This window comes from Specibacter sp. AOP5-B1-6 (genome assembly GCF_052376555.1).
Classification (GTDB): domain Bacteria; phylum Actinomycetota; class Actinomycetes; order Actinomycetales; family Micrococcaceae; genus Specibacter.
The window spans coordinates 1-26,812 of the sequence record NZ_JBQSVT010000050.1; the positions used below are offsets into that span (position 1 = coordinate 1).

General features: G+C 58.9%; 30 protein-coding genes. 15 read left to right on the top strand and 15 right to left on the bottom strand.

The window, feature by feature from the left end; translation table 11 throughout:
- The 9 genes from ACT3TS_RS17430 to ACT3TS_RS17470 all read left to right on the top strand — a co-directional run.
- The coding region (locus ACT3TS_RS17430) for a hypothetical protein (protein ID WP_444532794.1) at positions 1 to 482 on the top strand (482 nt) is incomplete at its 5' end.
- Positions 479 to 763 (top strand): TrbC/VirB2 family protein, encoded by a 285-nt coding sequence (locus ACT3TS_RS17435; protein ID WP_444532795.1) that lies wholly within the window; start codon positions 479 to 481, stop codon positions 761 to 763. The genes ACT3TS_RS17430 and ACT3TS_RS17435, both read left to right, overlap by 4 nt.
- 17 nt (positions 764 to 780) lie before the next feature.
- Positions 781 to 1,494: a hypothetical protein gene (locus ACT3TS_RS17440; protein ID WP_444532796.1), complete on the top strand. Its 714-nt coding sequence runs from the start codon at positions 781 to 783 to the stop codon at positions 1,492 to 1,494.
- Positions 1,495 to 1,759: 265 nt separating this feature from the next.
- The gene (locus tag ACT3TS_RS17445) at positions 1,760 to 2,905 is read left to right on the top strand and encodes a hypothetical protein (RefSeq protein ID WP_444532797.1); all 1,146 of its coding nucleotides are present in this window, start codon (positions 1,760 to 1,762) and stop codon (positions 2,903 to 2,905) included.
- Positions 2,902 to 4,407 (top strand): SCO6880 family protein, encoded by a 1,506-nt coding sequence (locus tag ACT3TS_RS17450; RefSeq protein ID WP_444532798.1) that lies wholly within the window; start codon positions 2,902 to 2,904, stop codon positions 4,405 to 4,407. The genes ACT3TS_RS17445 and ACT3TS_RS17450 overlap by 4 nt, the downstream gene beginning before the upstream one ends.
- Complete coding sequence (locus ACT3TS_RS17455; protein WP_444532799.1) at positions 4,407 to 5,945, top strand: ATP-binding protein; 1,539 nt, start codon at positions 4,407 to 4,409, stop codon at positions 5,943 to 5,945. Before ACT3TS_RS17450 ends, ACT3TS_RS17455 begins: the two co-directional genes overlap by 1 nt.
- Positions 5,945 to 7,810: a type IV secretory system conjugative DNA transfer family protein gene (locus ACT3TS_RS17460; RefSeq protein ID WP_444532800.1), complete on the top strand. Its 1,866-nt coding sequence runs from the start codon at positions 5,945 to 5,947 to the stop codon at positions 7,808 to 7,810. Before ACT3TS_RS17455 ends, ACT3TS_RS17460 begins: the two co-directional genes overlap by 1 nt.
- A complete protein-coding gene (locus tag ACT3TS_RS17465; RefSeq protein WP_444532801.1) occupies positions 7,807 to 8,607 on the top strand; it encodes a DUF4913 domain-containing protein in 801 nt (266 codons plus the stop codon). The genes ACT3TS_RS17460 and ACT3TS_RS17465 overlap by 4 nt, the downstream gene beginning before the upstream one ends.
- Entirely contained in the window at positions 8,604 to 8,810 is a 207-nt protein-coding gene (locus tag ACT3TS_RS17470; RefSeq protein ID WP_444532802.1) for a hypothetical protein, read from the top strand. The genes ACT3TS_RS17465 and ACT3TS_RS17470 overlap by 4 nt, the downstream gene beginning before the upstream one ends.
- A 65-nt stretch (positions 8,811 to 8,875) precedes the next feature.
- On the opposite strand, the gene ACT3TS_RS17475 is transcribed toward ACT3TS_RS17470, so the two are convergent.
- Genes ACT3TS_RS17475 through ACT3TS_RS17485 form a run of 3 tightly spaced genes read right to left on the bottom strand, consistent with a single transcriptional unit; the run spans position 8,876 to position 11,960 of the window.
- Positions 8,876 to 9,772, bottom strand: a complete 897-nt coding sequence (locus tag ACT3TS_RS17475; protein WP_444532803.1) for a hypothetical protein — start codon at positions 9,770 to 9,772, stop codon at positions 8,876 to 8,878.
- Positions 9,769 to 11,559: a relaxase/mobilization nuclease domain-containing protein gene (locus ACT3TS_RS17480; RefSeq protein WP_444532804.1), complete on the bottom strand. Its 1,791-nt coding sequence runs from the start codon at positions 11,557 to 11,559 to the stop codon at positions 9,769 to 9,771. Before ACT3TS_RS17480 ends, ACT3TS_RS17475 begins: the two co-directional genes overlap by 4 nt.
- Positions 11,559 to 11,960, bottom strand: a complete 402-nt coding sequence (locus ACT3TS_RS17485; RefSeq protein ID WP_444532805.1) for a plasmid mobilization relaxosome protein MobC — start codon at positions 11,958 to 11,960, stop codon at positions 11,559 to 11,561. The genes ACT3TS_RS17480 and ACT3TS_RS17485 overlap by 1 nt, the downstream gene beginning before the upstream one ends.
- A gap of 245 nt (positions 11,961 to 12,205) precedes the next feature.
- Between ACT3TS_RS17485 and ACT3TS_RS17490 the strand changes: the two genes are divergently transcribed.
- Both ACT3TS_RS17490 and ACT3TS_RS17495 read left to right on the top strand, forming a co-directional pair.
- On the top strand, positions 12,206 to 12,541 hold the full coding sequence (locus tag ACT3TS_RS17490; protein WP_444532806.1) for a hypothetical protein: 336 nt from the start codon (positions 12,206 to 12,208) through the stop codon (positions 12,539 to 12,541).
- Positions 12,542 to 12,944: 403 nt separating this feature from the next.
- Positions 12,945 to 13,607 carry a CPBP family intramembrane glutamic endopeptidase gene (locus ACT3TS_RS17495; RefSeq protein ID WP_444532807.1) on the top strand — a complete coding sequence of 221 codons (663 nt, stop codon included), beginning with the start codon at positions 12,945 to 12,947 and terminating at the stop codon, positions 13,605 to 13,607.
- Between the two features lie 302 nt (positions 13,608 to 13,909).
- Here the strand turns inward: ACT3TS_RS17495 and ACT3TS_RS17500 are convergent, their stop codons facing one another.
- From ACT3TS_RS17500 to ACT3TS_RS17525, 6 genes are read right to left on the bottom strand one after another with little or no spacing between them, the layout of a single operon-like run.
- Positions 13,910 to 14,131: a hypothetical protein gene (locus ACT3TS_RS17500; protein ID WP_444532808.1), complete on the bottom strand. Its 222-nt coding sequence runs from the start codon at positions 14,129 to 14,131 to the stop codon at positions 13,910 to 13,912.
- A 38-nt stretch (positions 14,132 to 14,169) separates the two neighbouring features.
- Complete coding sequence (locus ACT3TS_RS17505; protein ID WP_444532809.1) at positions 14,170 to 14,553, bottom strand: hypothetical protein; 384 nt, start codon at positions 14,551 to 14,553, stop codon at positions 14,170 to 14,172.
- 52 nt (positions 14,554 to 14,605) lie between these two features.
- Positions 14,606 to 14,806: a type II toxin-antitoxin system HicA family toxin gene (locus tag ACT3TS_RS17510; protein ID WP_444532810.1), complete on the bottom strand. Its 201-nt coding sequence runs from the start codon at positions 14,804 to 14,806 to the stop codon at positions 14,606 to 14,608.
- Between the two features lie 48 nt (positions 14,807 to 14,854).
- The gene (gene nrdH / locus ACT3TS_RS17515; protein WP_444532811.1) at positions 14,855 to 15,091 is read right to left on the bottom strand and encodes a glutaredoxin-like protein NrdH; all 237 of its coding nucleotides are present in this window, start codon (positions 15,089 to 15,091) and stop codon (positions 14,855 to 14,857) included.
- 8 nt (positions 15,092 to 15,099) lie between these two features.
- A complete protein-coding gene (locus tag ACT3TS_RS17520; protein WP_444532812.1) occupies positions 15,100 to 15,267 on the bottom strand; it encodes a hypothetical protein in 168 nt (55 codons plus the stop codon).
- Between the two features lie 52 nt (positions 15,268 to 15,319).
- Positions 15,320 to 15,724 carry a hypothetical protein gene (locus ACT3TS_RS17525; RefSeq protein ID WP_444532813.1) on the bottom strand — a complete coding sequence of 135 codons (405 nt, stop codon included), beginning with the start codon at positions 15,722 to 15,724 and terminating at the stop codon, positions 15,320 to 15,322.
- A 954-nt stretch (positions 15,725 to 16,678) separates the two neighbouring features.
- Here ACT3TS_RS17525 and ACT3TS_RS17530 point away from each other — a divergent pair.
- Complete coding sequence (locus tag ACT3TS_RS17530) at positions 16,679 to 17,254, top strand: recombinase family protein (RefSeq protein ID WP_444532814.1); 576 nt, start codon at positions 16,679 to 16,681, stop codon at positions 17,252 to 17,254.
- 25 nt (positions 17,255 to 17,279) lie between these two features.
- Here the strand turns inward: ACT3TS_RS17530 and ACT3TS_RS17535 are convergent, their stop codons facing one another.
- The 6 genes from ACT3TS_RS17535 to ACT3TS_RS17560 form a co-directional block, all read right to left on the bottom strand.
- Complete coding sequence (locus ACT3TS_RS17535; protein ID WP_444532815.1) at positions 17,280 to 18,263, bottom strand: DUF4928 family protein; 984 nt, start codon at positions 18,261 to 18,263, stop codon at positions 17,280 to 17,282.
- A complete protein-coding gene (locus tag ACT3TS_RS17540; protein WP_444532816.1) occupies positions 18,256 to 19,377 on the bottom strand; it encodes a DNA cytosine methyltransferase in 1,122 nt (373 codons plus the stop codon). The genes ACT3TS_RS17535 and ACT3TS_RS17540 overlap by 8 nt, the downstream gene beginning before the upstream one ends.
- Before the next feature lie 401 nt (positions 19,378 to 19,778).
- On the bottom strand, positions 19,779 to 20,144 hold the full coding sequence (locus ACT3TS_RS17545) for a hypothetical protein (protein WP_444532817.1): 366 nt from the start codon (positions 20,142 to 20,144) through the stop codon (positions 19,779 to 19,781).
- Positions 20,141 to 20,932: a ParA family protein gene (locus ACT3TS_RS17550; RefSeq protein WP_444532818.1), complete on the bottom strand. Its 792-nt coding sequence runs from the start codon at positions 20,930 to 20,932 to the stop codon at positions 20,141 to 20,143. Before ACT3TS_RS17550 ends, ACT3TS_RS17545 begins: the two co-directional genes overlap by 4 nt.
- A 418-nt stretch (positions 20,933 to 21,350) precedes the next feature.
- Complete coding sequence (locus tag ACT3TS_RS17555; protein ID WP_444532819.1) at positions 21,351 to 22,649, bottom strand: hypothetical protein; 1,299 nt, start codon at positions 22,647 to 22,649, stop codon at positions 21,351 to 21,353.
- A gap of 442 nt (positions 22,650 to 23,091) precedes the next feature.
- A complete protein-coding gene (locus tag ACT3TS_RS17560; protein WP_444532820.1) occupies positions 23,092 to 23,415 on the bottom strand; it encodes a helix-turn-helix domain-containing protein in 324 nt (107 codons plus the stop codon).
- Positions 23,416 to 23,761: 346 nt separating this feature from the next.
- On the opposite strand from ACT3TS_RS17560, the gene ACT3TS_RS17565 reads away from it, so the two are divergent.
- Genes ACT3TS_RS17565 through ACT3TS_RS17575 form a run of 3 tightly spaced genes read left to right on the top strand, consistent with a single transcriptional unit; the run spans position 23,762 to position 26,743 of the window.
- Complete coding sequence (locus ACT3TS_RS17565; protein WP_444532821.1) at positions 23,762 to 24,826, top strand: CHAP domain-containing protein; 1,065 nt, start codon at positions 23,762 to 23,764, stop codon at positions 24,824 to 24,826.
- 22 nt (positions 24,827 to 24,848) lie between these two features.
- Complete coding sequence (locus ACT3TS_RS17570; protein ID WP_444532822.1) at positions 24,849 to 25,379, top strand: hypothetical protein; 531 nt, start codon at positions 24,849 to 24,851, stop codon at positions 25,377 to 25,379.
- Positions 25,380 to 25,408: 29 nt separating this feature from the next.
- A complete protein-coding gene (locus tag ACT3TS_RS17575) occupies positions 25,409 to 26,743 on the top strand; it encodes a MinD/ParA family ATP-binding protein (protein WP_444532823.1) in 1,335 nt (444 codons plus the stop codon).
- Positions 26,744 to 26,812: the final 69 nt, after the last annotated feature.

Genomic DNA, 26,812 nt, shown 5'->3' on the forward strand with positions numbered 1-26,812 from the left:
CCCCGGCAGCTGCACCGCAACCGCCGGCACCGGCACCGGCCCGTGAGCTTCCGGTGTTCATCGCCGCCCACGGTGGGGCAGGAGCGACGAGCTGGGCGCACATTCTCGGGGGAGTCGATGGCGGACTGGTCAGCAACAAGACCAAGGCAACACAAGAACCGGACACGGAAATGGTTTTGGTGACGCGGGCCAGTATTGACGGCGTAGACGCGGCAAAAACGGCCATTGCCATCCATGGCCATGACCGGTTCGCCTGCGTCCTGTTGGTCCCCTCAGCCCCTGGCAAAATGCCCCGGCTTATCGCGGATGAAGTCAAGGTGCTTTCCGGAGCCCTTGCCATCATCGTGGCACCCTGGACGCCCTCACTGCTCGTCCACCGAGCCGCCCAGCTTGGTCCTACCGACCTTGCACCTAAAGAACTCAACAAGATCATCACTTCCCTGACACACGTCGGCCTCACCTTTCAAGGAGAAACAAAATGAGCATCATCACCAACATCACCGTCTTTGCAGGCAACATCACCGCCGAAGCTAAGCCGCTCCCCCAGGGCGTTCAGGACGGCCTCGACACCATCAAGAGCTGGGTACAGATCATCGGTGGTTCCATCGCTGTCATCGGCCTCATGGCCCTGTTCATTGGCTTGTTCTTCGCACACAAGCACGGACACGGCCAGGAATTCATGGGCAAGGCCGGCTGGTGGCTCGTAGGTGCCATGGGCTTCGGGCTGGCAGCTGTGATCGCCCCCGTATTCCTCTCCATGTAAGAAAGGACTGATCCTTGATGAGTGAATCAATGAATTCCCCCAAGTCTTTGAATAAGGGGTGGTGGATCTCCCTTGGCGTGGTGGTGGTTGTTGCCATTCTGGCCATCATTATCTTCGTCAATCCCGCCCCCAAAACTCCCGAACCAGTGGCCGGCCCCACCGACAGCACAACGGGAAAACCTGCCAGTGGCTGCAATGTCCCCCTGGGGGACACCTCATCCAAACCAGCTATGCCGAAGGACCTCCGCTGGGAGGCGGCAAAAGGCGTCACCTGGCCCGTCTCCGACACTTATGGTCCAACACAAAACACGGATGACTACGGGATCTGCTTCGCACGCTCCCCGCTCGGCGCAGCGCTTGCAATGACCACTGTCTATGGTTTGGGAAGTACCGCAGATCCAAAGATGGCCACGGAAATCTACGCCATCGACTCCGTAGGGAAAACAGCAGCCCTTGAAGGACCAGATAGTTCCTCAAGTGACTCTTCTAGTGACGTGCCTATGGGCTTCGCCGGATTCAGCACTGACTCATTCACCCCCGATGAAGCACAGATAACGCTGGTTTTTGCAATTGCGAAAAGTCCCACGGGCTATGTGGGCCTTCCGTCCACCCTTCAGTGGGTCGATGGAGACTGGAAAGTAAAGCTTCTTGACGACGGCTCAACAACCGCCGGTAAGGCCACTAATCCTGTCGCCGGGCAATTCACACCGTGGGGTGGGTCCCGTGGCTGACTGCGCCTGGATTGATTGGGCTTGTAAGGGTAAGGAGGGGGTCGAAAACATCGTGGGGGACGCGGTTACGTCGGGTGCCCAGAATCTTGGTGAAGTCATGATGGCCGCCTGGGATTCGCTGATGAAGTCGTTTCTTACCTCGTGGCTTGACGTTGGATTATTAGTCAGCCTAGATACTGGTTCGGTGCCGTGGTTAACGGAGCAGCTACACGTTTTCAGTGTTTTCTTCGCTGTCGTTGGGGTCATGATTGCTTGCGCCTGGACGATGATTCATGCACGCGGTGACAAGGCTATTCAAGTCGGCAAGTCCCTTTTTCGGGTGTTCCTGGTGACCTCGCTGGGAACGGTCCTCATTCAGGTCGTCTTGACCGCTGGGGACGCTTTTTCCACCTGGGTTCTAGAGAGTGCCGGGATCTCATCAGCTGGCTACAAGGAATTGGGGGCGGCTGCTGTTGCGGTGGGTCCTGGACTTGCCATCATTGCCGGCATTTTCGGAGTCATCGCCACATTGTTCCAGTGGGGCATCATGATGGTTCGCGCCGTCGTGTTGCCGCTGCTGGTGGCCGTGTGGCCGCTCTCTGCTGCTGCCTCGATGGTTCAAGGCGGGGAAGAAACCTTTTCAAAAGTCACTAAGTGGCTCATTGCGTTCCTGCTCTACAAGCCGGTAGCCGCCATCATTTATGCGTTCGCCTGGAAAATGAAGTCCGGCGAGGACGGAGTTGGCGGGGTCGTCAGCGGAATGTTGCTGCTGGTTCTCGCTGTTGCTGCGCTTCCGGCCTTGATGAAGCTCGTGGCTCCTGGCACCTCGGCCCTGGGCGGGGCAGCTGGTGGCGGGATGGCCATGGCGGCCGGTGCCGCTGTGGTCAGTGCTGGTGTCGCTGTCGGTGCGGCCGTAATGACCGGCGGTGCCAGTGCCGGAGCGAGCGCTGGAGCCGCTGGCGGCGGTGCTGCAACGGCGGGCGGGGGCGCAGCCACGGCCGGTGGCGGCGCTGCAACGGCCGGTGGCGGCGGCGAGGCCATGACTGGTGGCGGTGCCTCAGCATCGACTGGTGGCGGTGGCGGGGCCGAGTCCATGACTGGTGACGGTGGTACAACGGCCGGTGGCGGGGCCGAAGCCATGACTGGTCCCTCTGGCGGCGACGGTCAAAGCGGTTCTAACGGCGGCAACGGTCAAAGCGGTTCTAACGGCGGCGATGGCCCTAGCGGTGCCACGCCAAGTTCTGGCGCGAGTGGTGCCGCTGGGTCCTCGCCTGAGGCGGGAGGGGATGGGGCCCCTGGTTCTACAGGCGGCAATTCTGCCGGCGGGTCCTCCGGCGGTAGCTCTGGTTTGCAGGCCGGGGCCGAATCAATTGGCGGCTCCGTCGCTGATGGTGGAAAAGACTCTGATGGAACGGATGTGATTGGCGAATGAGCGAGAACGCTACGCAAGAAAAGTTCGGGAACTGGCTTGAGCCGGCAGCCCCGGGCATGTTTGGCCTGAGCATGGGCGCATTGATTATTTCTGGCATTGGCCTGATCTTTACGCTGCTATGCCTGATGAAGAGTCTTTTTCTTCCCGCCCTGGTCATTCTGCTCATCACCATTGCTGTTGTGCTGTTGGGCTTGGTGAAGTGGTTCGGACAAACCATTTTCACTAGGGTCACAGACAAGACTTCTCTCATGTTGCGCCGTTCAAGGGGCGAAACATTTTACGTCACCGGGTCATTGTCCACGTTGCCTCACGAGCATTTGGAGCGGCTGCCTGGTGCGTTGCTGAACGTTGATACTGTCTCGGGCAAGGATGGTCTGGGACGGCCCTATTCGTTGCTGCATCACAAATCAGTGCATCAGATTGCCGCTGTATTTGGTTGCTCTCCTGACGGTTCGGCCATGCAGGAACAGGGCGTGGTGAATTCTCAGGTTGCCCACTTCGGGGCGTGGGTCTCATCCCTCAGTGTCGAAGATGGATTGAGTGGGGCCACGATTGTTGTTGATTCAGCCTCGGAGTCCTCGGCCGGGACCTGCGCGGCCATCCGTGACGCAGTGTCCCCGACTGCCCCGGAGTTCGCTAAGCAGGTTCTTGACGCTGCTGTAGGCACTTTGCCGGCGCGAACCTCAGTGTTGAACGTCTATTCAACGATGGTGTGGGATGTTGAGGCCCTGGGCGGCAGCGGCGACGATATTTCTTCCCCTGTTGCGGAAATCGCCTCGCGGCTGCCTGGTCACACGCAGCTCCTTGACGCGGCCGGAGCTGGGGCACCTAAGCCGCTGGTGGAGGCCGAACTTTCACATGTCGCCCAGTTGGCGTACCAGCCCGGCCTTGACCAGGAGCTGGCCCTTGACGCCCTGCAGGGCCGCCAAGCAGAACAAAAGTGGGCACATGCCGGTCCCGGCTTTTTCGATGACTCACGCGGCCGCGTGGTCTTCCATGATGGTGTGGCGTCGATGACGTTGATGATGACCATTCCCCCGGGCGCGCACATCACGGCCAAATCCTTTGACCGGCTGTTTGGCCCTAACTCGAAGTTCCTGCGTAAGCGGGTCGCCATCATTTATCGACCGGTTGACGGCGGAGCGGCCGCGAAGACGGTTGACCGGCTGGCAAAAACGGCTGATTGGCGGATGAGTACCCGCAAAGGCCGCCCGACATCCTTTGACGCGGCCCGGAAGGCTGTGGCCGTCAAGACAGAAGGGGAGTTGGCCCAGGGTGCACGCTTGGCCATGTTTTCCGTCATGGTCACCGTGACTTTCTCCCCTGATGAAAAGTCATATAGGGATGCTTTGAACCAGGTCAAGTCGTTAATGAACACGCTGATTATGCCGTACCGATTTGTCGAACATGCAGGATCGGCCGCGTTCCACACGACACTGCCCTTTGGTGTGTTGCCCTGGAAATACAGCTCCAAGCCGTTGTGGATGGAAGGAGTCCTCTGATGGGGATTTTCAAGAACATAGTCAAGCACCATAAAAGCCCTCGTGGCCTGACCGGCTTCGGCGGCGGCCGGTGGGGGAAGGTCCCGCAGCCTCCGCAGTGGTATTCATCCTCAACCCAGCTGTGCGGGATTTACCCGTTCTCTGCTGGAACGTCCCGCCCGAACATGGGCGCACCGCTGGGACGGGATATGAACGTCAACACGGCCGTGTGCGGGGATATGAAGACCTGGTATGACGCCGGGTTGATTTCCTCTCCCTCGATGATGCTCTTTGGCCTCAATGGCAACGGAAAATCCACTGTCGCACAGCGATTCATGTATTCGATGGCCGCACGCGGGATTATCCCGGCTGTGTTTGACCCCATCAAGAATGAGTACGGGGAATCCATCGCGGCGATGGGCGGAAATCGTTTTCGTTTTGGTCCTGGACAAGCGGATCATATCAATGCCCTGGACTTGGGTTCGCTCGGGGACGCTGCCGCCGAAATTGGGGGGACCACCGGGGAGGAACTGTATGCCCTGGCCATTGATAAAGCAGTGGATATGGTCATCTTGTTTACCCAGATCAACCGTGGATCGACCCACCCGTTGTCCGATATTGAAGAAACAATCCTTGAGGAACTGGTCAAGGTCGTTATCCGCACGGTCAAAAATCCTTGGTTGCCGGATCTGCTGGACGCCTTTGCCCACGTCCCCCAAGACGTTCTGGAAATTTCAGGGTGTGACACCGCTACTGCATTCCGCGCTGAATTCAAGTTGCTGGGCCAATCCCTTCAAGCCCTCGTCAAGGGCAGGATGGGGGCCCTGCTGGGCGGGAGGAAGAGTGTACGGATTCCCCTGGGTAATCCCGGCGGGTTCTGCTTCGATACTTCCTCCATCCCGGAATCAAACTCCAAGCTTCTTTCCGCCGCGATGCTGGGGACCTGGAACATCGGCTTCTCTGCCATGGATGCCCATTGGGAACTGGCGGAATTTGAGCGGTTGAAAGCTGTTGAGGCGGCCGCTGCCGGCGACTTCTACGAGCCCAAGGTTCGGTGGGGTTCCTACTTCGCCCTTCAAGATGAATTTTGGTATCCCATGCGAGCCTGTGAGGGAATCATTGACCGTGCCGACCGGGTCGGACGGACAAACCGTGGCACAGGGGTCAGCGAACTAAAGATCACGCACAGCCCCAAGGACTTCCTTTCCCTGCCCAACGCCAAAGACCGAGAGACGGCCAAGGGCTTCGCTCAGCGGTGCGGAATGCTCGGGCTGATGGCCTTAACCTTGGACGACTTGGAAGCGCTCAACGCTGTGCAGCCGTTGAATGCCCGCGAGATAGCCAAAGTGGCAAGTTTCAATGTTCCCCCGTCCTGGGCACAAAAGGCCGCCGCCGATGGCAGCCCAACCCCTCCCCCTGGTGCAGGAAAAATCTTGCTCAAGGTCCCTGGCCGGGTGGGCATTGCGGTGCAAGTATCACTGACCGAAATCGAACGGGCCAAGCACATCACAGACGCCCGTAGCCGTGTTTCTACGATCCCGGAAAGCTTGGTGGCCTGATGGGTGCACCCACACGCGCACGGTACCTGCGCCGCAAGAACGCCGCCACAGCATGGGGTGTGGGCTTGCTGTTTGCCGTCGTTTTCACGGCCGTAACGAGTCTTTGGCTCGGGGAATTTCTTACCTCCGGCCGGCACATCAACCCGGCCCAAGTGGTGGTCAACCTCATCAAGGGTGACGCTACTTTTGCCATCCCCCGACTCTGGGGACTTGTCATCGTTGTGCTGTTCCTGGTTGGGCTGTTGCTTCTGGTGTTGTGGGTCCGCTCCACAATGACCCGCCCGGCCTGGGTGGACGTTGCTGCAACACACATGGGCTCATCCAAGGAGCTGCAAGTCTTTTCCGAGAAGGCAGCCCGCCAGAAAGCCATCCAGCTCAACGTCATCAGCAAAGACAAAAAAGCGGTCAAGAAAGAATTTAAGGGCATCCCCAACGCGGACGGATCACCCAAAGCTGTTCCCAATTGCTCTGTCGGACAGTTCATGGGCGTTCTCGTTTCCGGTGGCACCCGCCTCTATGCCAGCTATGAAGACGTTGGCCTGATCTTCGCCGGCCCCCGTACCGGCAAAACCTCGAGCTACAGCATTCCCCTGGTTTTGAATGCCCCCGGTGCCGTGGTGGCCACCGAAAACAAGCGGGGCCTGCACGACCACACACGCGGTATCCGCGAGCAGGCCGGCCGGGTCTTTGTCTTCGATCCGCAAAAGATTGTGGGCGAGAAAAGCACCTGGTGGTGGAATCCGCTGTCCACGATTACCAACGGCTCTGAGGCCAACGCTCTGGCCGAACATTTCGCTTCCGGTTCCCGCTCACCGCAGGCCGGCCCTCCGGATGCCTTTTTCCATCCCCGCGCCATCACCCTGCTTAAGGCCCTGCTGCTGGCGGCGGCGTTGGGCGGGTACTGCCTGCGCGATGTTCAGCGCTGGCTGGCCAACCCCGACACCGAAGAGTCCGAACCGGAGGTAGTCCTCAAGGCATCCACGTTCCCCGAAGTCCTCAACGAACTCTCCGGCGTCTTGGCCGCCGACTCTGGCGAAAAAACAGGAGTGTTCAGCACCGCCCAGACCATGACAGCCTGCTTGGCCGACCAAGAGATGGCGGCCTGGGTTAACCCCGTGCTGGATGCCAGTGGCCACGATAGCCGCGTTCACTTTGACCCGGATCTATTCATCACCGGATCAAACACCCTGTACTCGCTCTCACGCGACACCGCAGGCTCGGCCGCGCCGTTGGTTACCGCGTTAACGGTGGCCGTCTGTGAGGCCGGCCAGCGCCTGGCAAAGGTCAGCACCGGCGGCCGCCTGGCTAAGCCGCTCTCGGTGATCCTCGATGAGGCCGCCAACGTCTGCCGTTGGAAGGATCTGCCGCAGCTGTACTCCTATTTCGGTTCGCAAGGCATCCTGTTGGTCACTATTTTGCAGTCCTACCCACAAGGTGCCGGCGTGTGGGGCGAATTGGGCATGGATGCGTTGATGAGCGCATCAAACTGGAAAATCTATGCCGGTGGAAACGTCCCGGGAAAGCTGTTGACCTCCCTGGTGGACAGCATCGGCAGCTATTACTACACAACCCCAGGCACTCCCGCTTCCAAGGGCAGCCCGCGCGGCATCGCCCAGGAACACGAAGCAAAGATCTTCGACGCCGCCGAACTCCAAGCCCTGCCCAAGGGCCGGGCCATTCTGACTTCCACCGGACAGCGCGCCGCCTTGCTGCGCACGGTCCCCTGGATGGCAGGCCCCCATAAAGGCGGCGTGGAGGCTTCGGTAAAGCAGTTCGATCCACAAGGGGAGGAAACATTGAAAAAGGCCATGGAAGAACTTGCTGCCCAGCGCAAGGACCCTGACCGGGTGGGGGTCCCGGTATGAAAATCGACCCAATCACCGGTGAACTCCTTGACGAGGACAACGAAGGACAAGACGGGCAAGACACCCCGACCTCGGAGCCCGACACTACCGCGCCCACACTGGCGGCGGTGTCCCTGGCGGTGGTCTCAGCCATCGACAAGGATGCGCTGATTGCCAAGGTCGCTGAACGTCAGCTCACCAAAAGGCTTGCCGTTGTTGTTGATGGGGTCCTGGATTCCCTGGATTTCAGCACCTACACCGAATCCATCAAGGAAACAGCCCTTGCCCAGCTCTCCGCTGAGGGCACCCCGGCAGCTGCACCCGCCGTCGTGGCCCCGCCGGCTCCCCCCGTCGCTCCCGTTGCTGTGCAGGAGACGGCCGCCGACGAGCCAGAAAATATGTATGAGGACATTTACACGTTCTTCTCCGCTGAACTGCACCCGTTCTATGTAAGGGAAAGCCCCTTCTTGCAAGAGAAGGACGCCGAAAAGCGGGCGCTGGCCTGGTGCCCTCAGTGGTGGCTGCACATCGAGGCTGTAACCCGCGTCAGTGCGCTCTGGCACGGATGGGAGAAGAGTCGCCTTGAATCCGGCGCGGCCCTCTCCACCTGGATTCTCGATCATGCCGACCGCCACATGGAACGGCTGCTAAACCCGCAGGGCCCCTTCCGCTATTGCAGCTGCACCGATGGGCATACCCGCAAGGCCACACCCTTCATCGTGGAGGAATACCCCGATTCCCTGGCCATCAGTGACGCTCCCCGATACAACGCGGACGGCGAACTAAAAGCTCCAACTCAAGAAGGCGACCAACAATGAACGCGCCACTCGTTATCTGGATGATTGTGGCCCTCATGTGCGGCCTAGGCGCGGCGGGCATGGCCATCGCCCTGCGGCAGCCGGCCGGGTGTGTCCATTCCACAACCACTCGCTGGGTATTCGCCGGCTCATGCGCGATGTTCTGCATGATGGGCGTCGTGGCCCTGACGAACGTCTTTTCGCTCTTCTCCGTAGCCGCCTAAAAACACGTATGGCCGGTAACTCCCCTTGCGGGAGTTACCGGCCATTGGCGTCTCTTCGGCAGGTGCTAGAGATGCTTTCTGAGGGTGTGCGCCTGGCTCTGTCCGGTTCCGGTCTTGGTCTTCTTCGCTGTCTGAGCCTTGGCACTGACGGATGCGCTGATGGGGCGTGCGTGCTGGCGTTCGGCATGTATGCGGGCGGTGATGGCTTCATCCGGCACGGCTTTGGTGCGCAGCTCGGTTGCCAGGGCTTCGCGTCGCTCGGCACTGTCCCACTTCACCCCGGCCGTGTTTCCGGCAGTGGCCGCCACCTGTTCGTGGCCCTGGGACTCTGCCAGCTGTTCGTGGATGTTTGTCTCCGGCATCTGTGCAGGCTCCAAGGACCCTGCCAGCTGGGACGCAAACCATGCTTCATCCTCGGCGCTCGGTCCGTCCGTCTCCGGGGCCGTGTTCCTTGCTGCTGCGCGCTCCTGGTTTTCCTCACGCTGGGCCGTGGCCGCTTCAACTTTCTCAACCAGTGCCTCGGCCTGCTCTTCCTTGGCACGTTCGGCGTTAACACCGAATTCCTTACGTGCCCCGGGCACATCAAAGACGGGCAGTGTCTCCGGGTCGATCTTGTACCGGGCAGATACCTCCTGGCGAATGTGCTGGTCCGCCGCTGCTGCCTCTGGCGCGTGATCCTTCCAGGCAGTGGAGATCTCGAATGCTTTGGCCACTTCTTCCCGGCTGGCCGCATCCCACCACTTCGGGTCACTCGTGGCGGTGAGTGCCTGAACGGCCGTCGTGCGCTCGGCATTGAATTGCTGCTGCAACAATGCAGCCTGTGCCCCGTCTGCTTTTGCCTGGCGTTCGCGCAACTTTTGCCAGGTCTGGGACAGCTCAGTTCCGAGTTGGCCAGCAAGCGTCATTCCGTGTTGAAAAGCTTGTTCCATCGGCGCGTCAAGGCCGTCGTGTTCTTCGCTCATAGTGTTCTCCTCGGGTTGATATTCTGCTGCTTCTCTTCGGCCTGCTTAGGGGCTGTACTGGGACCGGTCTTGGGCTGCTTGCCTGGTTGAATCGAGCGGCCGGCCGATTGGCGTTCCGCATGAAGAAGCGCCGTGATCGCTTCTTCCGGAACGCCCTGGGCGCGCAGGTCATCCCCGCGCCTCGTTGCACGCTCGGCGGCGGTCTGCGCCACCGTCTTGTTTGCCGTGGCCACCACTGCCGGCACCGGGCCGGCAGTCACCAGCTGCCCCTCTGCCGGCTTCGAAACCTGCACAGGATTAATGAGCCGGTAAGCGGCGTGGATACTCTCTAGCTTGCCTGCGGTCTGCTCGGTCATGGCACGCGCACGGTAGCTTTCTCCGTAGCTTTCCAAACCCTGCCCCAAGCTCTTGCCCAGGTGCGACCACATACGCACCATTGCCACGGCACCGGCTCTACTGTTCATACCGATAGCAAGATGGCCCGCCATCGCCCTGGACGCCGTTGACCCTCCAACGACGGCCCGACCCGGCTTCTCTTGCAGCTGCGCGCTCTTGGCGAATGCGTCAGCTGCCGCTTTCAAGTCCTGGGCCGCCGCGTCTCCCTCGATGCCGGCCTGGTTCGCCCACGCCGCGAAGATCCCCGCTCCCTGGCGGGCAACCCTGGCAAAGACTTCCGGGCTTGCGCTGGCATCCTTGAGCTGCCCCAAAAGCTCGGTGACCTCGTTGGCATAGGACACCATCACCTCACCAACAACGGGGCCCTCCTGCTCGCGTCCACGCATGGCCGGGGCCTTGCCCTTGGCCGCTGCTGTCCACTCCGGGACCGCTGCCGCAGCGGGCGTGTCCCACTGTCCGCGCAGGGCCGGCAATGTCAGATCCTTGCCGAGTTTCCCGCCGCCGTACCAAATCGGGCGCTCCCCAAAATGGGGACGGTCAGCCACAGAGAAACCAGTGACCTCCGTTGCTGATCCTTCCGCGAAACGCGGGCGCACCAACAGGCCCTCCCGGCGCATACGGCGCACGAACTCGCCCTCATCAGCGGACGCGGCCGCGCATCCTCGAATCCTTCGCCCTAGCTCCACGCGGGGCTGCTCGGTCACAGCCGCCTTGGCAGCAATGGCGGCAGTCTTTTCCTGCGCGCTCAGTGCCTCCCACGGTGTGCCGGCCTTTCCTGCCTTGACCAGCTGGCGGTGTTCCGCGATAGCTTGTCGGCGGGCCAAGGACTCTTTCTCGCCTCGCACATAGGCGACAGAAGAAAGATTCTGCCCGACGCGTTGCAGGTCGTACTTCTCTTCCAGCTTGCGGCAGATCTTCACCGCCCTCTTGGCGGATTCGTGTTGGTTCCATTTCGTGCCGTCTTCACGCACCATCGAGGCGGCAATATGGATGTGCGGATTCCCCTTGAGGTTCACGCCGTGATTGATCGCAATCCACGCCGCCGGCGAACGCCCGCCAACCTCAGTAAAGCCCATCTCCTTCATGAAATCTTGAGCAACGGATGCCCACTGCTCATCCGTGAGCTGCTTGTCATCAGCACTCAAAGAGATAGACGCATGGAACACATGCCCCTTGGGCATCACTGTTTTAGTGCGCCGCTTGTCCGCGTCCAGCTCGCGCGAAATCCGCATCACCGTTCCCTTATCCAGGGAAGCTTGTTCAGCGTACGGAACGAGTGTTTCCGAACCCGTAATCACTCGCTGGTCAGTGTGCTCATTGGACTTACCAGGGCCGGCCAAATACATCATGAGTCCACTCATGCGGGGACCAACACTGACCTTGGCAATCATCAGCTCATCAACTTCTCAACAACATCATTAACACGCTCAGCCACTGCACGAGTACGCGTGACCACAGTGGCGGCCGACGCCGGAAAATCGCCGGTCACATTCGCGTGCCTGGCGAGCTGGTTCGTATTGTTGGACAGCGCTGACAAGTAGCGGCGAATCATCGCCAACTCATACATCAAAGCCTGACGGTCCACCGATGATTCCGAACCTGCCGGACTCAACGCAGCACTGGCCAAAATCTCCGACGCACTCCGCCCAGTCTGCGACTCCTTCACATACAGCGCGACGCGCTCAGCCTCGGACAAAGTAACTCGCACATAGTGCGCCTTCCCTTCAACATTGGCTCGCCGCCTCCGCTTCACCTTCGGCCGGGACACCGGCTGCTCAACAGCTTCACTCACGGCATCCCCCTCTCACTCAATTGGCCCAGCGCAGCGAACCCACATCGTGGGGACTCACACACCAGTGTGACAAACCTTCGACCCAAAGTCGAGGTCTCAAGTTAGTTATGGCACATAACTATACAACTTGCTCCCCCCTGGGGCTGCTTTACGGCTTCCGCGCTTCGGAAACCGCTTGTGCCCGACTGGCCCAAAACGCCGTGACGCATAGCCTCATACTTGACGCTCCCGCCTAGACTGGCAGCATGACTAACCTCAATTCTGAAACCATCGAATCCCGCCTACAGCAGCGATTGGCCGAGCGCATGGAAGCTGTGCGCGGACTCATCGCAGCACGCGCCGAACTCGACGCCACACGCGCCGCCGTGAGCGCTGCTGAACAAGTCGACGCAGCTGCTTGGCAGACTGCCTTGGATGCCGGCTGGACCGTGAACGAACTCAAACAATCCGGTCTGTCCGAACCCACCGTAAAGAGAACACGCAAAGCGCGCCCAAAGCCTCGGGGCTTGGCCGTTGACGAGAGCACAACGCCGACAAACTTCGGTGGCACCAACGGACCACCACAAAACAGCGGGTCCTAGTAACACTCCCCGCGCCCACAGGTGCACGGCAAAACATTAATCCTCCGGTGTTTTCCCGCACACAGGTGGACGCCGGGACCCAGCTGACCGCCTGCACACATTCACCAGGTCACCGACACTGTAAAGGTCACCACCGGCTACCGGTGAACATGCACAGCCTAGACACGCGCGTGGCTCGGTTCTAAAGACAATGCACGGCCTCAGCCGCACACTAATGGGTCCACACGTCCCCTCTTGAAAGGCACCAATGCCAGCGCAAACCATCAAGACGAAATTGACCAACTCCGCGGTCATTGTCTTGTGGATACTAGGGCCCGCCCTAGTGCTTCTCACCCTCACGGGAACCGCCTTGGCCACACATGTGATCACGGCAGCGCTTCCGGGAATCAACTACGATCCCGCAATGACAGAATCGATTGTGGAGACTGTTCTAATCGCCGCCCTGGTTGGCCCCCTGCTAGTCCTGTCAAAACACATCTGCTCCACCAAAGAAGACAAGCTCTTGGACATTTTGCGGACCGCCGCACGGAGGACCTATCGAGAGTTTCGCTTGGTTCTGATCGCACTGGGAGTACGCAAGTACGGCCGCGCGGAACTCCTGCAAATATCCATCATCTGCGCCGCCACCATTGCGTTCTTCGCCATCCTCGGCGGTTGGCTCTCTCACGTTCCATTGCCTCCTGGCTGGGCAGCATCACCCGATGATGCACGAGGGCCGGCTATCGCGCAGGCAACACCTTTCATTCAAGGCATCCATGGATTCATCCACGCGCCCCTGTGGGAAGAACTGCTCTTTCGCGGACCCATCGCTTTAACGCTCTTCTTCCTCACCAGCGGCGCTGCAACAAGACACCTCAACAAGACACTGGGCGTCTTACTATTGATCGCAGTTGCCACCGTCAGCACCGTGCTCTTTGGAGCCGCGCACGCACCATACAACGGCCTAAACGTCGCCCTCGCCGGCGGCTTCGGAGCCGTCGCGGCCCTAACGACAATCCGCTACAGATCTCTTCTGCCCGGCCTGGTCATACACGCCTTCTACAACACCATCACCACATTTCTCTAGGGCACCTCTCAAGGTTCCCGAGCCACGCGCGTATCTAGGCTGTGCATGTTCACCGGTAACCGGTGGTGACCCTTACAGTGTCGGTGACCTGGTGAATGTGTGCAGGCGGTCAGCTGGGTCCCGGCGTCCACCTGTGTGCGGGAAAACACCGGAGGATTAATGTTTTGCCGTGCACCTGTGGGCGCGGGGCAGAAAACCCAACCAAAAATTTCCTGCCCCTCTAAGCCAACACGAACGCAAAACGAAGGAGCCACGCCCCCTAGGGCGTGGCTCCTTCGTTTTGCGTCTTCTTCCCATGGGGCTTAGCTCTCCGTCTCCACCTTCTCTGTCGTAACAATGTGCAGCCCCGTGTCTGTCACGTCCCACGCCTCATAGAAGGCGTCCAGCTGGGCGCGTGTGCCCTTCAATCGAACTGCGGCTACTGCGTGGCCATCCTCGGGGCTGTCCTCCATTTCCGCGTCCTCGATCACCTGCACGTGATCCGGAAAAATATGCTTGATGCGCTGCGTTAGTACCTGTCCCATTTTTACTCCTTAGTGTTCCGCCCGGCCTGCTGCCGGTCTTATGAATTGATGATCTGTGAAACACGCTGGAACGTGTAACCCGTCAACGCTCCAATGTCTTTGAGCGTGTAGCCCTGCCCCTTCAAGGTGCGGGCAAGATCGGCTAACCGCGCGTCCACATTTGCCCTGGCAGTCGTGAGCTCGCCCTGGGCCTGGTGCCAGGACTCGCTAGCTGCCTTCGCATCCTCGGGCAGAATGTATTCCACCTTGACGGCCACCTGATCCGCTGGCACGTCCAAAATAATCGCTGCCAGACTCGCCGCTTGTTCGGGGATCTTGTCAATGGTTTTGCACTGCGTCAATCCGTCAATCTCGGGAATGCTGACCATCCACCATTTGCCCTCTTTGTAGGCGCTGGCTTCCAACGTCCGTACCTTCGTCATCTCAAAAATCCTTTCATCCGGCGGAGGCCCCTTAGGGCCTCCGCCGAGTTGGTTACTTCCAGTTACTCGGGAAGCTTTCTAACTTCGGTACCAGCTTGTTCATCACACCCGGACTAATTTCTTTGGACCGGGGAATCGATTCCCCCTGACCGTCCGGCCCCTCCCACCATTCATGCCCTCCGTTCCAACGAACCATCTCCCACCCGTTGGCCTTCAAGACCTTCAAAACGTCCCGCTTTTTCTGTGGTTTCATAATACTATTCTAACACGGTTTGAATGTAAAGTTCAAATCCTATTGGAACTATTTGGCAAGTTCTAGAATCTTATCCGGCCGGAATCCGGACCAGTGGTTTTCATCGCTCGCCACCACCACAGGGGCTTGTGAGTACCCAAGTTCTGCCGTGATGTATTCCAGCGCTGCGGGTACCTGCGTCACGTCCACAATGACGTAACTAATGCCCCTGCGCTCTAGCGCTCGATAAGTGGCGTTGCACTGCACGCAAGCGGGCTTGCTGTACACGGTGACGGCGGTTTCCATGACTTCCCCTAGTCCCTGGCGGCGAGGGCCGCGCTTTCGGTGTCGCTGAGCTTATGGGCAAAGCTGCACCGGCCAAACTCGTTGGCGGCGGTGTCCGCTTCCCCTGCCGTGTCATAGAGGCCGAGAACTTGCGTTACATGGCAATCAAGAACGGCGTATGCGGGATTTTTCTTCATAACCTTGCCTCCTTCGGGGTGGGTGGCCCCGCCTTGCGGCGGGGCCGTTTGGTCAGTAGCTGGCGGGTACTTTGTACTCGGCTTGCATATCCTCGAAGCTGGCCGCTAGATCCTTGGGGCCGTCGCTCTGTCCGGAATCCCAGTACCAAAAAGCTTCACGGCTGATCGCTTCATTGCAGGCGTCCCAGCTGCGGTAGTAGTCCGTTGTCAGATCACCCTCGACATACATGCCGAAACCATGAAGGCGGCGGGCCCCGTCGCGCACTACCCGAACAAATCCGATCACATAGGGCCACTGGCCAAAGTCGTAACCTTCCTTACCCCACAAGGCCAAGGCAGTCCAACCCTGAGCCGTCGCGCGCTCCATGTAGTCGTACCCCTCGCACCACTCGGCTGAGGGGAGGTTCTTTTCCGAGATGATTTCCTCGGTGTCGATGGTCCTGATTGTCGTTCCCATGATTCGTTTCCTTCCGGTTGTTTTCTTGCTTCCTTATGTACTAATTCTAACACGATTTGAACTGTTTGTTCAAGTCAGATTAGAACAATTTGAAGGTTTTCCGGTGTCGTTTCTGCCGTGCGCTGCGGGTGGTGGATGTGGGGCAAGGCGCTTAGTACCGCCGCGCAAATCCCCTTGCGCTTGAAAGTCCGGCCCGCTCGTGGGCACCTGCCCCGCTCACCTTTGCCCCGCTCCCCCTCCGTGCTGTCATTGGCTGAAAAAAACCGGCCACAACGGGCCGCAAGTCGGCAGCGACAGTCTTGGACCATGGGGAACTTGCCCGGTAGCCGGCTACTGCTCACGAGAGTTAAAAAGAAGAAGTGGCCAACCTCTTGGGGGACGGTTGACCACTTCCATAAAGACACTACATTTACCCTCTGACAATCATCAGATACAACTCACTCCGCTACCACAACCAGGCAACCCCGACGCACGGTTTCCGGATCGCACGACACCACCAAGTCACCCGGCCCCGCACCTGGGCAACCAAATATCTCCCCACAAAAAACCACCGCAGACTAGAGAGACACACAAAAAGTCCGACAAGATCCCGAGCAACTTCTTGACCGCCTCGTGTCCGGCCTGCAGCGGTAGCGCGTGGCCAAAATGACCACTTCGTTTCAGTACATCCCGCCCTGTTTGTCCCGATACATCCCGCCCCGGTGGCAGTACATCCCGCCCTGTTTGTCCCGATACATCCCGCCCCGGTGGCAGTACATCCCGCCCTGTTTGTCCCGATACATCCCGCCCCGGTGGCAGTACATCCCACTTCTAAGGAACCGGGACACTCCCCCGCTGAGACACTGCCGGTAATGAAACATGCCGGGATTCCTCGTAACCTGGGCATCCCAAAAGCTATGCCAAAAGTCGCTGCGGCTGCCTGCGTACGTAACCAAATTTCGGTACGGTTCAAGCATGGATATTGGATATGCGCGCGTATCGAGCGAAAAGCAGGATCTGGCGCGGCAGTTGGCCGCCCTGGCGGCCGTGGGGATACCTCCGGAACATATGCACGCGGATAAGAAGTCTGGGGCCACCATGGCCCGCCCTGGCCTTACTGCGGCACTCGCGCAAGCTCGGGACGGGGATGTTCTGGTGGTGCACACACTTGACCGGCTAGGTCGCACAGTCCGGGACACCCTGAACATGATTCACGAGCTGACCGCGCGCGGTGTGGGCGTCCGCAACCTCGCGGACCCTATCCGGGTGGACTCTTCCAATCCTTCGGACCCCATGAGCCAGCTCGCCGTTGTCATGCTGGCCCTATTCGGGCAGATGGAACGCACTTATGCTGTCGAGCGTGCAGCGCACGCCCGCACGGTCGCCGCCGCCGCCGGCCGCCGCACGGGTAGGCCCTCAGTAGTGGACCCCGACACCCTAGAACACGCCGTATTGCTACGGGACAACGGGGCCACCATGGCCGAGATTTCCGCCAAGACGGGCCTTACTCGCTCGACTCTTTATCGGCACCTACCAGAACGCCAAAAATAGTTCTGGAGCTGCCCAAAAGCTTGCTCTATAGCATTTCCGGTATCTCAATCCTTAGTGAAGGATCTGGCTCTGAGAGGGTTACTCTCTCGTTGTATTTTTCCAAGAGGGCCCTGATTCCTGTTCTTACGCCCTGGGAGGTAAAGAACGCCATTTCCTCGATATTGAGACCAACGAACGTTTCGATGGCTATGACACTGACCTGATCGACGAGCTGGGCATTATCGGCTAACTGAAGAGCAGCTACAACCCTGTTCTGAGGCACCAGAATCACTGGTCGATATCCTTGGCTCAGATTATCCTTGCAACGTTGAGACATGAGCCTTTCGCTCGGGCTCATAGTGACATGGAATGCCGTATTGCCAATGGAAAAGTCGCCCGGCCTTGCCGTCTGCTGATCAGCTGTGCTGTAGCTGTCGTTGCCGACTTCGTGTTCAGGGAACCTAAGAGCAAGCTTGGCCCCCACCAAATGCTGGGCGACGGCACCACCTACGTGACCACCCCGAGATATCGCGTCGGCAAGAATATTGTTCACCGAGACGCTAACGGGCTGGTTGGGATTAATTTCGGCCTTCACCAGCTGCCGTCCGAAATAGTCCTGTTGAATTTTGACGACGAACCAGGCCTGAAGCCCGTAAACCACGCTTTCTTTCTCGGCCTGATCAAGGTCGTCATATCCGGCTGCCAATGCTGCGGCGTTGATTTGTGTTGCCAACTCATCAGCTTTTCCGAGTGTACCGCGTGAGGTTCTGCCGCCTTCCGAAGTGAAGCGTCTCGGGTCACCGTGCTCTGCCAGAATCTGTGAAATACGTGAGCCGCTTAGCCCTTTCACCTGGGAATCCGTGGCGTAATTGGCTCTGTCTAGGGGAAACGAAACCTTAAGATGATCACCAAGGATCAGACCCACTGTCATGTTGTTGGTGTCCATGCCACCGTTGCTTTTACGTTTGGATTCATACCAATCATTCACTGCATTGAGAATAGATTGTTCTACAAACGCCGCGTCAAGCATTGATGCCTTCTAGCTCAAGCCCAGCTGATGGCTGGAGCTGGCCACGGAGAAATGGCAACAAATATTTGTCTCCTAGCCACTTCACGGCAGGGACGCAGACAGCATCTCCGAAACCAAAGAGGATCTGGCTATCACGAAGACCTTGGAGATTGTAGTCTCCTGCACCCATCAACCTGGCGTACTCCAAGGCGGTCATCCATCGAATTTTTACACGGCCGCGTCCAGCGACAACCACGGCCTGCTTGGAAGATCCGCCCCTCGCCGTCCTTAGACAACCTGCTACCTCGTCCGCGCGGATTTCCCAGACGGGCACACCTTGGCGGGTGCGGCGGTAAGCAGTCCGGTATGAATCCCTCTTGCCTTTTTTGAGTGCGTTTAAGCGGCTTTCCTGGATCGGTGAAAGTGAATCTAAGAAGCGCTTGGACCTGCCTTCATCCCACCAACGCGCATCTTGCTCAGGTACTTTTTCCGCGTAAACACTCAATCCGCGCAAAAGGAAGGCAGGCAGTGCATCAATCTTGGCGCGATGCGTTCGTAGCGTCTCGTCTTCAAAAATGCTCTGTAACCAAACCGGCCGCAAATCAGATATGGCTTGAGTGTCTTGTTCAGGGACTTCGGTTGTACCAACAATAAAAATCCGGGGGCGACTCTGGGGCACGAAACGCCGCCCATCAATGGCCATGACATCGACGGAGTATCCGAGTGCATTGAGTCGTCTTACAAGTGCAGCCATATCGTCACCACCATGAGAGGTGGCCAATCCATGCACATTTTCTAGCGCGATGATCTTGGGCTTCTGGCCCTTCATCTCCTCGATGATTCGAGCAAATTCGTAGAAGGTTCCACTCTGCTTGCCAGCCATTCCCTTCCGGTCCCCGGCCAGGGAAAGGTCAGTGCACGGAAATGATGCCCAGGCCAAGTCGATGGGACCAGGCAGGTGCTCTGCTTTAACCTTTGCAACATCGCCAAGGACGAACTCATGGTCGTCAATGCCGAAGTTCCCTTCGTACATCTCCCTCTTGGACGCTTCATAGTCGTTCGCCCAGACGACCTTAAACCCTGCACCCTCAAGGCCGGCGCGGACTAGGCCAATGCCAGCAAAAAATTCTGCCACGTGCGGCGGACGGGACATGACAGTTGTAGAGAGGGATTGCATAGCTTAAATGTAGTCGTCTGACGATCTGATACTAAACAGAAGGGCTGTTGGTGGGTTCTAGATCACCTGCAACAGCCAGCATCCACTCGTCATCGCCAAACTGTATCTCATACAGGGCTTCACCCTGACCGTCTAAGCCCCTTCTGTTTAACACGAAGTACGGCCATCCATCCCGTGTTTGAGCTACAGCGTCCGAGGTTCGGACTGCATGAAAGTATCCGAGGGGTCGTTTCTTACTCATTTTGGTCCTCTCACCTGCTGCCGAACTAGTCGGTCGCATGAAAATAGTAGTTCGCGTGCAAGCAATGCAAGTAATGCAAGTAATGCAAGTAACGATTTCAATGCAAGCAATGATTGCATTAATTTCCCTGCAGGGGTCGTCCGCGCCTGAAGTTACCTTCAATGGCGGGAAAGGGTTCCCCGTCGTTGAAGAGTTCCGAGGCCTTGGCTACTTCTGTGGCTACCGCTGCTGCCACTAGCGCATTGAAGCTGTCATAGCCGCCTGCGCGAGCCTGTGTGGCCAGCACTGCCGCGTGGGCCTGACCAATGAGTTCTGTGTCCAGGCGAACCGTTACGGGCTTCTTGGCTGGCAGCTTTACCGGTGATACCTCCACCTGGGGCGCTTCGGCGGCCGGTGTCCGAACGCTGCCAACATTGATCGCCTCCACGTTCGGGGCAAGGGTGCTAACTGCGCCGGGGCGCTGGCTCTGGGGTTTTTTGATCATACTGCTATCTCCTTAGCTGCGTCGATGATGGCTTGAGCCAATTCGTCGTAGGTTGTGGCGTGTTCGGTGCCCCATGCTGCGATGGGTGCGGCGGCGGCGCTGGCTTCGGCGGCGGCGATCCTTGTGGGCAAGGTGGGGGAGAAGATTAATTCCCCCATTTGGTCCCGGAAACCTTCGAGCTGGAACTTGTGTTCGTTGACGTTCTGGACGCGGTTGACGACGACGCCACCAAAGCGCAGATTGGGATTGGCCAAATCTGCTGCGTGTTGTTCGACAAACTCCTTGAACCGGATAGCGCCTTCGATTGCGTCGTAGGCGGGTTCGGTGACGCATACAACCATGTGTGCAGCGGCGAGACCAAGTTGGGTGAGGTGGCCCAAAGATGGGGGAGTGTCGATCAGTACGACGTCGTACTGATCTTGCCAACCGTCAAGAACTTTCACTAAGCGGCGCACTGCTCCCACGGTCGCAGCTTCGCTGATCCTGTTTTCCAGGTCGTGGCGCGAGGGGAGCAGATCAATGGCGGTTTCTTCGCCGTCCCACTTTTGGGTGGCCACGGTTACTTGGCTAGCAAGTCCAGCGGTTGCGGTTTGGATGGCTTCGGAAATGGTGGCCACGGGCTGCGCGGGGTCGAACTTCCAGCCAAGCTGCCGTGAGGCGTTAGCCTGTGGGTCCAGATCCACCACGGCGACTTTGAGGCCCTTGGCGGCCAGGGCGTGGGCTATTTGTACGGTGACGTACGTCTTGCCGACGCCGCCCTTGTTGTTGCCAAACAGGATGTTGACCATGGTTTCCTCTCGAAGAACTGAACGTTTAATACCAGCATAGCTTGCAATGCAATAAATGCAAGCATTGATTGCATTGCAACTAAATGTCTTTGGTAGCGCGTAGCGTTGTGGCTATGGACTGTATAGAAGTGAGCGCCACGGCGGCGGGGGAACCGTTGTCGTTTGTGCGGGCTGGCCGGACTTGGCATGTAGGAGCTGCGCCGGTGCGGTGGTTTGAGCGGGTGGACTGGTGGAACACAACTAAGCGAATGCCTCGGGGGCAGATGGCCCGTGTGGACGTTGAAGTGTGGCAGGTTCAGGCCAGGATCGGCCGCAACCACAGGAGCCCTTTGGTGACGTTTGAGCTGGTGCTTGGACAGGACCGGGAAACCTGGTCTATCCGATCCATGGAGACCATTGCCGCCTGACGTGTGCCGTTTCATCGCAATGTTTTTGCCTGGCTGATTTCCAGTCCTGCTGCGAAAGCTGCCGCGTAGGTCTCGCGCCATCCTGGGCTTGCCTGAGCTGTTGTGCTGCCGCGTTGGCTTTGTGCCTCATCGGTGGCTTGTTGGCGGCGTGCGTTGAAGGCTGCGCGTTCGGCGGTGTGTTGGATTCGGGTGGACTCGGATTTTTGGCTGGGGGAGCGGTAGAAACTTCCGTCCGGGCGTATCCAGGGGCGGAGTCGGTGCTTGATCCAGGCACCGAGATTCCCAACTCCCGTTGCGCCGTCGTGGTGGTATCTGGCGTTGGTGGTGGGGCGGTTGTCCAGGGCGTGGAGAATGTCGTTGACGGTCCATCCTGCTCGCAGGAAAGGCCGAATCAGGTAGGCGATATGGGCTGTTGAGATGTCTCGAAGCGGGAAGTTCCTGAACTGGCACTCAGCTGCGGCTAGCCGCTCAGTCTCTCGTCGCCTAGCCTTCGTCATGGGGCTTTGCGTTGTGGTCGGTGACCAGAATGGCCCTTTTCGAGAACGCATGAGTTCGTCCACCGCGAGACGCGCAGCGGATCGCCTTGAAGAAGTTAGCGGCGGAGCCGATTCGATATTGAGTAGTGAATCTTCCTCGCGCGTTGCGTGCGGGGGGTTGTTAACAGCCCTAGTGGGCACCGGGGACCACGTTTTTTCCACAGGCTCAGTGGCTACTCTTTCCAGCAGTACGTAGATGGCGGCTTCGTTTTCGTTGCGTCCGCTGGATTTCGGGGTGAACTGGGCTGTGCGGCCCTTCGCTACAGTGCCCAATACGCCCCAATCGTGGAGGCGTCGCATGTAGCTAATGAGGGTGCTCTTGGCGTAGCCGTGGCGCTCCTGCAGGCGCGCCCATAGGGGCATGATTGTCATGCTGGCAGGGTCAAAGCCGGGGCATTGCGCCAAGACCTGGGCAAACTGTCGAATGTTCTTTTTGAGGTCCTTGCGGGCTAGCTGGTACTCGGGGAGCGCTTCGATTCCCCGAAGCCACCGGATGACGTGCCGCGCCGGCCGCGAGCCAGGGCAGACAGCCGCCCATACTGCTTCTTTGCCACGCTCCCGCTCTTTACGCACACGGCGGGGCTTCCGCTGGCCATTGTTGCTCTTGCGCCGTGGACGGGCATCCTCGGCCGCCGCGTCGGCCATGGCCTGCGCCCTGGCATGAGTATCAAGGCCCGCGCCAAGCGTGACAACGTTCTCCACCGTCAAGTGCAACCTGGTGGGGCCATCGTCATTGCTGGCCTGCTGTGCACCGTCCTGCGGTGCTTCTGGCATAAGAAGGGGGCTTAAGGGTAAGCTTAAGGACATACAGAGACTCCGTTACGGTGTAGCTGTGGGAGCCTTTCACCTCCGCCGCCAAGCATGAGGGTGAAAAGCTTGAATAACTTGATACGGACCGAAGCCCCGCTTAGCGGGGCTTCTTCGTTTTAACCGGCCTTGCGTATAGGCAGTTCCTCCGGTAGCTGGTCGCGGTCAAACCACGCGGGCAATCCATCGTGTTCTAGTTCCAAATGTGCCAGGATTTGTGACAATCCTTCGGCAGCGGGTACATGCATCCGGCGGGAAACTTCTTCGAGGAGTAGTTTTCTTTCGGGGGGGATTAGGTAGTTAACCTGCTTATAGCCGTCTACCGATCCGCGCTTACGCCTTATCTGTCCCATGTGTTAAGCCTAGACCTATGTGGCGAGTTTTGCTTGGTAGCAGTTTCGGCGTGTCGCTATTTTCCCTGGATGTAAAGGGCATTCTCCGCTAGAGCCGCATCCAATGCGCTGGGGACTAGTCGGAAAACAACGTGGTGCCCGCCTCGTGGAGCTGGGACACTGGCCGACACTGCTCCAAGTTCTTCAAGCTGGTCCAAGTGCCGCTGAACGGTTTGGTACCTGGTGCCAATCGCTGTCGCTATGTCTCCACTGGTTGCCCCGTCCGGGGAAAGTGAGAGCTGCCTTAGGATCTCCGCGCGAAGTGCGGGTACTCCCAAAATTGCCGTCACAATGGCCACCCGCTCGGGCAAGGGGGTCTTGGGGCTGACATATCTGGGCATCCTCCTATTTTCTACTACTTACAAGTAAAAGCTAATCACGATCCTAGTGCACTTAATGCACTAGTGCTTTAAATGCATTACACTAGAGGTATGAGTAACAAGCCAGTACCACTGTCCAAAAGGACAGTCCCCGCGGATTTGGGCGGATCTGGTGCTTTGGTGTCAGTGGTCCATGGAAGAATTTCTACAAACTGTGGACTTATTAGTGCAGGAAATTGGGGGGAGCGCTTCACGGTGCCTCACCGCCAAATTTGGAAGGGTATTTCGTGAGGTCTCTAGTTGAGGTTTTGACCAGTCGCGGCACCGTGGCCGTGTTGTTTGCCGGCCCGTTAGTCTCGGTGTTCTTGTGAATGAGGATTCCGGATCGGGGATTGTTGCCCTGGTAGCGGGCGTGTTCCTGGTACCTGTCCTACTTGTCGTTTTGATCGTGGTTGGCATGGGTAATAGTGCTCCCGCTGCGGCGGCTTGTCCGCCTGGTGTTTCGGTCGATGCGGGCAAACTGCCGACAGCTGCGGTTGCCGGTTACCAGGGGGTCCAGCTCCAGAATGCGGCATTGATTATCAACGCCGGCCAAAAGTTGAAGCTCTCGACTCAGGGCCAGACGGTGGGCGTCATGGTTGCCATGGGTGAATCAAGTTTGACCGTGAAGGATGTCGGCGATAATGCCGGGGCTGATTCGCGGGGACTTTTCCAGCAGCGTGATAACGGTGCCTGGGGAACGTACGAAGATCGCATGAACCCCACCATTAGCGCCACCAACTTTTTCAAGGCGCTCATGAAGGTGCAGGGGTGGGAGTCGATGACTCCCACCCGGGCGGCCTACGCGGTCCAGGGCAATGCGGACCCGGACCACTACACCAAATATTTCGACGCAGCCAGTGAGGTTGTGTCCGCGTTGGCAGGTATTTCGACTACGGAGGCCTCCTGTGGGGGTGTCCCCGGGACCCCGGGGGATTTGGGTAAAGACGATGATTACCCTTTCGGCTTCGGTGTCTACAACGGCGACAATCCCGTTACCGGTTTTTCCTATAAGAACTGCACGGACTTTGCCTGGTGGCGCATGATGCAGCAGCTCGGCATTACCGATCAGTCACAGATGGATGCCCGTGGACTCGGGCCCGGCAATGCAATGACGTGGGGGCCGACTTGGCAGCGGGAGGGCTGGGCCGTGACCAATACGCCGAAGGTGGGGGCCATTATTTGGTACGGCCTTGGCAATCCTGGCGGCTCGCCTCAGTGGGGTCATGTGGCCGTGGTGAAGGAAATCACTGCCGATGGCCAGGTCATCGAAGAGGGCTACAACATGGGGCCGGACAAGTTCGGTGCGTACTACACACGGATCATTGCGCCTACCTCGCCCTCTGGCTATCTACTCATCCCTACTGCGGAGCAGTTCGCTAAAGCGGCCTGACCGAGAAAAGGATTCGATTCACATGAAAAACAAGTTCTTCGCCCTGGTTGCACCGTTGGGACTCGCTGCGGTCTTGTTGGCTGGCTGTTCGGCACCGCAAGCCGCCCCAGCGGCTCACAGTCCTGCGGTGTCCGCCACGGCCACTACACCGGCCACAGAGTGCGGTTCCTGTGACGGGAAGCCTCAGGCGGACCATACAGGGCCTACTAGTCCGGGGTGGGATGACAAATCCAAAGCCGATGCGCTGGATGTTGCAACTAAGGCGATGGCCCTCTACAACCGTCCCAAAGTGGACGGGAAGACCTGGATCTATGATCTGGCCCAATATATGACGCCTGAGGCTGGTGCTCTTTACCAGGGCGTGGACCCGGCGAATCTGCCAGCATTCACCACCAAGGAGCCGGCAAAGCTGGTCATTGATCCCGACAACGGGTTTGGGGTGCATGTTGAACTTTCCACCACCGTAGGCGTTTTTGACTTCGAGCTGCTGCGTAAGGCGGCCAACCGGGAGTGGAGAATCAGCCACATCACTATGCCTGCGGGCCTGCACTAAACCGAAATCATCGAAAGGAAGAAACAAGCATGGCTATTGATAAATCACTCGTTCAAGCCTCGCCAGTCATCAGCGCCATCATCAACAGTGACGACACTGGGGTGTTGACCATCGACGCCACGGAGGAAACCCACACGGGCACCAGCGCCGACGAGCTGCGCCAGTCCCTCATGGGGCGCGTATTCGTGGAAGCTGCCAAGCATGGCCGCCCGGTGCGTATCAGCACCATGGACGAAACGGGGCTCACTACTTTGCTTTGCTCCCCTAGTGGGGAGGTTGAAGTAGAGCCCGAAGCGCCGATAACCAATGAGGTTCCATTGATCGTTCCTGCCGTGGACGTTCAGGATGTTCCCAAGACTCCGGTGGCACAGGGGCAGGCCGTGGCCACCGTCGAGAACACGCCGTCAACAGCTGCCCCGGCTGTCCAGGAGGCCCCCAGTGGGCGGCGGGCCTTGCGTGAAGCTGGTTCCTTCCTGGCCGCGCCAAGCACCGTTGAACCTGCCACGCAAGGCTTCCGGGGAATGCTGAACAACTTCGGATTGTCTTTGGCACCATCAGCGGAGGAACTGAGCGAACGCGAGGATATCCGAATGGTGTCCAAGCACTTCGCCGGCACTCGCACTATTGCTGTGGTCAATCAGAAGGGCGGCTCTAACAAGACACCCACCGTCGCTGACCTGGCGGCCGTGTTCGGTCGCAACGGTGCCAGTGTTTGCGCTTGGGACAACAACCCCACCACAGGCACCCTGGGCTGGCGCACACAACAGGGGGACCACACCAGGAGCGCCCTGGACGTGATTGCCAGCGCCGATGCCCTGCTCTCTCCCACGGCCCAGGCAGCAGATATCAACGCCTATGTGCACCATCAGAACACCGACAAATACGATGTTCTGCGCTCTGACTCGGACGTGGACGGCACCCACGAAGTGACGGCCGAAGAAGTGGATATTCTCCACCGCGTGGTCTCGAAGTATTTCCGCCTGATCCTCATGGATTCCGGGAACAATCACCGCAGCGCCGAGTGGAACCGCATGATCGACCACGCAGACCAGTTGGTGGTGCCCACCACCAACGAAGAAGACCGCGTAGAAGCTGCCTTGCTGACCTTGCAGGGCCTGGACCTCAAGGGAGAACGAGCCGCCGGCCTGGCCGCCACCGCCGTGGTCGTTGTTTCCGAACGGCAGGAAGGTGAAGCCAAGCTCTCACAGGCGACAGCAGCAAAGTTCCGGCCGTATGTGCGGGACGTGGTGGTGGTTCCCTTCGATCCGGCGCTGAAATCCGGACAGATCCGTTATGGTGCCCTCCGCCTCGCTACACGCCGGGCGTGGCTGCGGGCAGCAGCAGCGGTGGCGAGGGGGCTGTGACCATGACCGAGCAGAACGTGACGAGCCAGGGGGTGAATCCCTGGATCGCGGCAGCACAGAACATCACCC